The following is a 6,504-nucleotide window of genomic DNA, read 5'->3' on the forward strand; positions in this document are numbered from 1 at the left end:
GCGTCGTGTTAAGAGAGCAGAAAGTGGTATGATCATCGATCCAGTTACTTTGACTGAAAACGCTACTATAGGAGATGCCAAAGCTAGCATGAGAGAGCACGGAATAGGAGGAATTCCTATCATTGATCAGGACGGTTATATAAAAGGAATCATCACTAATCGTGACTTACGTTTTGAAAAAGATAATGCACGATCTGTAACAGAAGTAATGACCTCAGAGAATCTTGTTACTGCAAAAGCGGGAACTTCATTACAACAAGCCGAAATTATCTTACAGAAACATAAGATTGAAAAGCTTCTTGTGGTTGATGAAGACGGAAAGCTAGAAGGGCTTATTACCTTTAGAGATATTACTAAACTTACCTTACAACCTAATGCAAATAAAGATCAATACGGTCGCTTACGAGTTGCAGCTGCTATAGGAGTTACAGGTGACGCCGTAGATAGAGCTGGAGCACTTGTTGCCGCTGGAGTTGATGCAGTAGTTATTGATACAGCTCATGGACATACTAAAGGTGTAGTAGACGTTTTAAAGCTAGTAAAAAAGAATTTTCCAGAATTAGAAGTTGTAGTAGGTAATGTTGCCACTGCTGCTGCTGCAAAATATCTTGCAGAAGCTGGTGCCGATGCTGTGAAAGTAGGAATAGGACCTGGATCTATTTGTACTACAAGAGTAGTTGCTGGAGTAGGTTTCCCACAATTGAGCGCCATCATGGAAGCAGCGCATGCGTTGAAAGGAACAGGAGTACCGGTAATTGCAGATGGAGGAATACGCTACACAGGAGACATCCCTAAAGCAATTGCTGCTGGGGCAGACTGTGTTATGTTAGGTTCTATGCTTGCAGGTACTACAGAGTCGCCTGGTGAGACCATTATTTATGATGGGCGTAAATTCAAATCCTACCGTGGTATGGGATCTGTAGAGGCAATGCAGCACGGTTCTAAAGACCGTTATTTTCAAGATGTAGAAGATGATATTAAAAAATTAGTTCCAGAAGGAATTGTAGGTCGTGTACCATATAAAGGAGATTTAGTTGAGAGTATGACTCAGTTCTTAGGAGGTTTAAGAGCTGGTATGGGATATTGCGGTGCAAAAGATATTGAGACGCTTAAAAACACAGCGCAGTTTATTAAAATAACCTCGGCTGGAATGATGGAAAGCCATCCTCATGATGTTACCATTACCAAAGAAGCTCCTAATTACAGTAGATAAAATATGAAGATCATTTGCATAGGTCGCAATTATACCGATCATATAAAAGAACTCGCAAACGAGCGTCCAGAAGATCCAGTTGTTTTTTTAAAACCAGATACTTCTATACTATTACATAAACAACCATTTTTTATTCCGCCATGGAGTGATGACGTACATCACGAGGTGGAAGTTGTGGTAAAAATTAATCGCATAGGTAGACATATCGATCAAAAATTTGCTCATAAATACTATGACGAGATAGGTTTAGGAATCGACTTTACAGCTAGAGACTTACAACAAAAATTAAAATCTAAAGGTTTGCCTTGGGAAAAAGCCAAAGCCTTTGACGGTGCCGCAGTTGTTTCTAGAGATTTTATTGATAAAAAAGAACTACCAGCATTAGATGCTCTAGATTTTCAATTATTCAAAAACGGTGAGCTACAGCAAGATGGAAATACCTCATTGATGTTGTGGAAAATAGATGAAATCATTGCTTATGTATCTCAGTACTTTACTCTCAAAATAGGAGACTTAATATTTACCGGGACACCAGCTGGAGTTTCTAGAGTAGAAGAGAACGACGTTTTAAAAGGAACTTTAAACGGTAAAGAAATGTTTGAAATCAAGGTCAAATGAAAAAAACGACCTACGATTTAACTCAGGTACAAATGATTTCAGATAACGATCCTGATTTTGTTAATACAATGGTAGATACCTTCTTAAAGGAAATGCCTTTAGATTTAGAAAATTTAGCAAGTGCTGTCCTTGAAGAAAACCGTGAAAATGTACGGTTGTATGCTCATAAGATGAAACCTTCTTTAGAATTGTTCGGTTTAAAAGGTCATGAGCGCGCTCGTAATCTCGAACTATGGGGTAAGAATACTGAACAAAAGGACATTAATGAAGACTTTATGTTTTTGCATCAGGAATTAGAAAATACATTCCTAGAACTAGAAAGAGATTTTTAAATGAAGGCTACCATAATTACTATAGGTGATGAGATTCTCATAGGTCAAATAGTGGATACAAACTCTGCGTGGATGGCGCAGGAGTTAAACAAAATAGGTGTTCACGTATTTGAAATCATAACTATAAATGATGACAAGGATCATATTTTATCCGCTTTCGCGAAAGCGGAATCACAATCTGATATTGTACTAGTTACAGGCGGCTTAGGACCTACTAAAGATGATGTGACTAAGGCTACGATTTGTGAATATTTTGACGACGAGCTTGTTCTTGATGAGCAAGTGCTAGAGCATGTAACACAGTTGTTTGCTAAATATGTTAAAGATCCTATGGTAGACATGAACAAGGCGCAAGCGCTAGTTCCTTCTAAAGCTGAGGTGATTAAAAACAATTATGGAACTGCTCCAGGAATGTGGCTGGAACGTAATGATGTAATTTTTGTCTCTATGCCAGGAGTTCCATTTGAGATGAAAGAGATCATGACTAATGGAGTTATCCCTCGTATATTAGAGAATCCTGATTTACCATTTATTCATCATAGAACGATTCTTACTGCTGGGCAAGGAGAAAGTACGATCGCTACACGTATTGAAGAATGGGAAAATGCATTGCCAGAACATATTAAGCTAGCTTATTTGCCTAGTTTAGGTACGGTGCGATTGCGTTTGTCAACTTTTGGGACAGATAAGACTATTGTAGAAAAAGAAGTTGACGACCAGATTAAGCAGCTTTACTCACTTATAGCAGATATTATAGTGGGAGAAAGTAACAACGAAAGTCTTGTAGATCAAGTAAGTCGTTTGTTTAAAGAACAAAATAAAACGCTCGCTACTGCCGAAAGTTGCACAGGAGGAAAAATAGCTAATTTAATCACTGAGATTCCTGGAGCGTCTGCCTTTTTTAAAGGCAGTACTATTACTTATGCAACACAGTCTAAAATCGATATTTTAGGTGTTGAGGAATCTCTTATTAAGACAAATTCTGTCGTAAGCGAGCAAGTTGCTGAGGCTATGGCCGTTGCAGCAAAGAAAAAATTTAAATCAGATTATGCAATTGCTACTACAGGAAATGCTGGACCGTCTAAAGGAGATAGCGATGCAGCAGTAGGAACTGTATTTATAGGTATCGCTACTGATAGTGAGAGTTTTGCAATAAAATTTATGATGGGAAATCATCGAGAAAGAGTAATTCAAAAGACCGTAAATAAGTCATTTGAACTCTTGCAAAAAGAATTATTAAAAAAGCCTGCAAATTAGGCTTGTGAGATCAAATTAATTATCGTTATTTTGCATTCCGATTTTAAACAACAATAATCATGTCTCGAGTTTGTGAACTTACTGGAAAAAAAGCGATGACAGGAAACAATGTTTCCTTTTCTATGAATAAGACGAAGCGTAGATTTAACGTAAACTTATTTAAGAAGAAATTCTATTTACCAGAAGAAGATAAGTGGGTAACTTTGAAAGTGTCTGCTAGAGCAATAAAAAACGTCAATAAAAAAGGAATTACTCAAGTAGTAAAAGAAGCTCGTGCAAAGGGCTACCTTACTAAGTAATTTTTTAAAAGTTATAAAAGATGGCAAAAAGTAAAGGAAATAGAATACAAGTTATTCTTCAATGTACAGAGCACAAGGAGTCTGGAATGCCAGGAATGTCTCGTTACATTACTACAAAAAATAAAAAGAATACGCCAGATCGTCTTGAACTTAAAAAATTCAATCCGGTTTTAAAGCGTATGACTGTTCATAAAGAAATTAAATAATTAAGACATGGCAAAGAAATCCATCGCATCCCTTCAAACGGGAAATGTAAGATTAACGAAAGCAATCAAAATGGTGAAGTCTCCTAAAACTGGAGCTTACACATTTGTAAGTGCTATTATGGCGCCAGATCAAGTAAACGACTTTTTGAATAAAAAATAAGTTGATTAATTAGAACGTAAAAAAACGTCTTACCTCTAAGTAAGACGTTTTTTTGTGCTTTAAATCTTCATCACCTTTGATTTGATATTGCATATCTAGTCTAATTGAGACTTCAATTTGCCTTTCACACATAACATGGTCTTTATCAACTTTAACTTCCCTATTTTTGTATTTATTCCAATTGAACCATGAGTTTTTTCAAAAAAATATTTTCGAAAGAAAAAAAAGAAACCTTAGATAAAGGTTTAGAAAAGTCTAAAACTAGCTTTTTTGATAAGCTAGGTAAAGCCGTTGCAGGAAAATCTACCGTTGATGCAGATGTTCTTGATGATCTAGAAGACGTTCTGATTTCAAGTGATGTAGGTGTTGCAACAACAGTTAAAATTATCGACCGTATTGAGGAGCGCGTTGCTAGAGATAAATATTTAGGTACTTCAGAGCTTGATGCGATCTTGCGAGAAGAGATCGCCGGATTAATGAGTGAAGTAAACCATGGAGATGCTACAGAGTTTACTGTTCCTAAAACTGACGGTCCTTATGTAATTATGATTGTAGGAGTTAATGGTGTAGGTAAAACCACGACCATAGGTAAACTAGCGCACCAGTTTAAAAAAGCTGGTAAGAAAGTGGTATTAGGTGCTGGTGACACCTTTAGAGCTGCAGCCGTAGACCAGTTAGATATCTGGGCAAATCGTGTAGGCGTAGAGATCGTTAAACAAGCTATGGGAAGCGATCCAGCTAGTGTTGCTTTTGATACTTTACAAAGCGCTGTAGCTCAAAATGCAGATGTTGTCCTTCTAGACACCGCAGGTCGATTACATAATAAGATCAACTTGATGAATGAGTTGTCTAAGATCAAAAGAGTGATGCAAAAAGTCATTCCTAACGCACCACATGACGTGATGTTAGTTCTAGACGGTTCTACTGGGCAAAATGCTTTTGAGCAGGCAAAACAGTTCACAGCCACTACAGAAGTAAGTAGTCTTGCTGTAACAAAGTTAGATGGTACTGCAAAAGGCGGCGTAGTCATCGGTATTTCTGATCAGTTTCAAATTCCTGTAAGATATATAGGTGTAGGAGAAGGAATAGATGATTTACAAGTCTTTAATAAAGTAGAATTTGTAGACAGTTTCTTTAATTAGAAATAATTCTAAATAAATTTAAACTCTCGTAGATAGCGTAATTTATCTACGAGAGTTTTATTTTTATGAAAATTTAATTCATGAATAAATTTCTATTTTTCCTACCATTTATATTTCTAGCATGTAAATCTTCTGACACAAGCGTTGCAACTGCATCTACCGATTTTAGAGAATTTAAGGTGCTCGATTCTCAGTACTTAGAAAAAGACCAGATTTTTGGTAACTTATTAGAAGAAGTAGTCCGCTTTCGCGAAAGCGATAACTTAAACAGCCTTATTCTAGAACAAAGTATACCAGAAATTCAGGAAGCAATTGCAAGTGGGAAATTGACTTATAGAGATCTAACTTTATTTTATTTAAATAGGATCTATAAGTACGATAGAGAAAATCCTAAATCCTTAAATGCAATAATTTCAATAAATCCTAATGCTTTAAAACAAGCTGATCAAGCTGATAAAGACCTGGCATATTTAAAGAATCAAGGAGATGAAATTCCTTTGTATACTTTGCGAGGAATGCCTATTTTATTAAAAGATAATATCAATACATCTGAAATGCCTACGACGGCAGGAGCAGCTGTTTTGTTAGAAAATAAATCTACACCTGATGCAAAAATTGTGGCAAATTTAAAGCAAGATGGTGCTATCATATTAGGAAAGGCAAATTTAAGTGAATGGGCTTATTTCTTCTGTGGCGATTGCCCAAGCGGTTACAGCGCAGTAGGAGGACAGACCTTGAATCCTTATGGAAGAAGAACTATAGATACTGGTGGATCGAGTAGTGGTAGCGGCGTTAGTGTTGCAGCAAATTTTGCTGTTGCAGCAATAGGTTCTGAGACTTCTGGATCTATCTTATCTCCATCTTCTCAAAATAGCGTGGTAGGTTATAAGCCGTCCACAGGCACTTTTAGTGGGATAGGTATTGTACCTATTTCTAGTTATCTAGATACAGCAGGACCTATGACTAAAAATGTTATTGATAACGCTATAGTGAGCCGTGCTCTAGGTGCTCCTTATCAAGTGATCGATAGTTATGGAACAAATGATTTTGAAAACGGGAAGCTTGAAGGAGTTCGTTTTGGAGTATGGACGTCATTCAAAGAAAACAAATTATATGAAAAAGCACTTTCTGATCTTGAGCAAGAAGGAGCTATTTTAATTGAGCTGGACGATACACGACCGCAACTTAATGGTTTTTTAAAGCTGTTGAACCTTGATATGAAACAGGATCTTCCTGCATATTTTGCTGGACAGTCTGATGCAAAATACCGTGGTTGG

The 6,504-nt window shown here is 36.7% G+C and carries 9 protein-coding genes; all 9 read left to right on the forward strand.

Annotated features, from left to right (window positions below):
* Positions 1-1,213, forward strand: a 1,213-nt coding sequence (locus tag A9Q93_RS01570) for an IMP dehydrogenase (RefSeq protein ID WP_303685626.1), incomplete at its 5' end; no start/stop codon positions are given.
* 3 nt (positions 1,214-1,216) lie between these two features.
* Positions 1,217-1,831 (forward strand): fumarylacetoacetate hydrolase family protein, encoded by a 615-nt coding sequence (locus tag A9Q93_RS01575; protein ID WP_303685627.1) that lies wholly within the window; start codon positions 1,217-1,219, stop codon positions 1,829-1,831.
* Positions 1,828-2,163: an Hpt domain-containing protein gene (locus A9Q93_RS01580; RefSeq protein WP_303685628.1), complete on the forward strand. Its 336-nt coding sequence runs from the start codon at positions 1,828-1,830 to the stop codon at positions 2,161-2,163. The genes A9Q93_RS01575 and A9Q93_RS01580 overlap by 4 nt, the downstream gene beginning before the upstream one ends.
* A complete protein-coding gene (locus A9Q93_RS01585; protein ID WP_303685629.1) occupies positions 2,164-3,420 on the forward strand; it encodes a CinA family nicotinamide mononucleotide deamidase-related protein in 1,257 nt (418 codons plus the stop codon). It begins immediately after the preceding gene.
* A gap of 59 nt (positions 3,421-3,479) precedes the next feature.
* Complete coding sequence (gene rpmB, locus A9Q93_RS01590) at positions 3,480-3,719, forward strand: 50S ribosomal protein L28 (protein WP_303685630.1); 240 nt, start codon at positions 3,480-3,482, stop codon at positions 3,717-3,719.
* Positions 3,720-3,739: 20 nt separating this feature from the next.
* The gene (gene rpmG, locus A9Q93_RS01595) at positions 3,740-3,925 is read left to right on the forward strand and encodes a 50S ribosomal protein L33 (protein WP_015362874.1); all 186 of its coding nucleotides are present in this window, start codon (positions 3,740-3,742) and stop codon (positions 3,923-3,925) included.
* A gap of 7 nt (positions 3,926-3,932) precedes the next feature.
* Positions 3,933-4,085 (forward strand): DUF4295 domain-containing protein, encoded by a 153-nt coding sequence (locus tag A9Q93_RS01600; RefSeq protein ID WP_015362875.1) that lies wholly within the window; start codon positions 3,933-3,935, stop codon positions 4,083-4,085.
* A 188-nt stretch (positions 4,086-4,273) separates the two neighbouring features.
* Positions 4,274-5,227 (forward strand): signal recognition particle-docking protein FtsY, encoded by a 954-nt coding sequence (ftsY, locus tag A9Q93_RS01605; RefSeq protein WP_303685632.1) that lies wholly within the window; start codon positions 4,274-4,276, stop codon positions 5,225-5,227.
* An 80-nt stretch (positions 5,228-5,307) separates the two neighbouring features.
* Positions 5,308-6,504: amidase family protein (locus tag A9Q93_RS01610; protein ID WP_303685633.1), on the forward strand; the 1,197-nt coding region annotated here is incomplete at its 3' end.

Source organism: Nonlabens dokdonensis (assembly GCF_002162835.1).
Lineage (GTDB): Bacteria > Bacteroidota > Bacteroidia > Flavobacteriales > Flavobacteriaceae > Nonlabens > Nonlabens dokdonensis_B.

Bases quoted from the DNA above. Each gene is read 5' to 3' on its own strand.
- A9Q93_RS01580 (WP_303685628.1), top strand. From the start codon at position 1,828: ATGAAAAAAACGACCTACGATTTAACTCAGGTACAAATGATTTCAGAT.
- ftsY (WP_303685632.1), top strand. From the start codon at position 4,274: ATGAGTTTTTTCAAAAAAATATTTTCGAAAGAAAAAAAAGAAACCTTA.
- rpmG (WP_015362874.1), top strand. From the start codon at position 3,740: ATGGCAAAAAGTAAAGGAAATAGAATACAAGTTATTCTTCAATGTACA.
- A9Q93_RS01575 (WP_303685627.1), top strand. From the start codon at position 1,217: ATGAAGATCATTTGCATAGGTCGCAATTATACCGATCATATAAAAGAA.
- rpmB (WP_303685630.1), top strand. From the start codon at position 3,480: ATGTCTCGAGTTTGTGAACTTACTGGAAAAAAAGCGATGACAGGAAAC.
- A9Q93_RS01600 (WP_015362875.1), top strand. From the start codon at position 3,933: ATGGCAAAGAAATCCATCGCATCCCTTCAAACGGGAAATGTAAGATTA.
- A9Q93_RS01585 (WP_303685629.1), top strand. From the start codon at position 2,164: ATGAAGGCTACCATAATTACTATAGGTGATGAGATTCTCATAGGTCAA.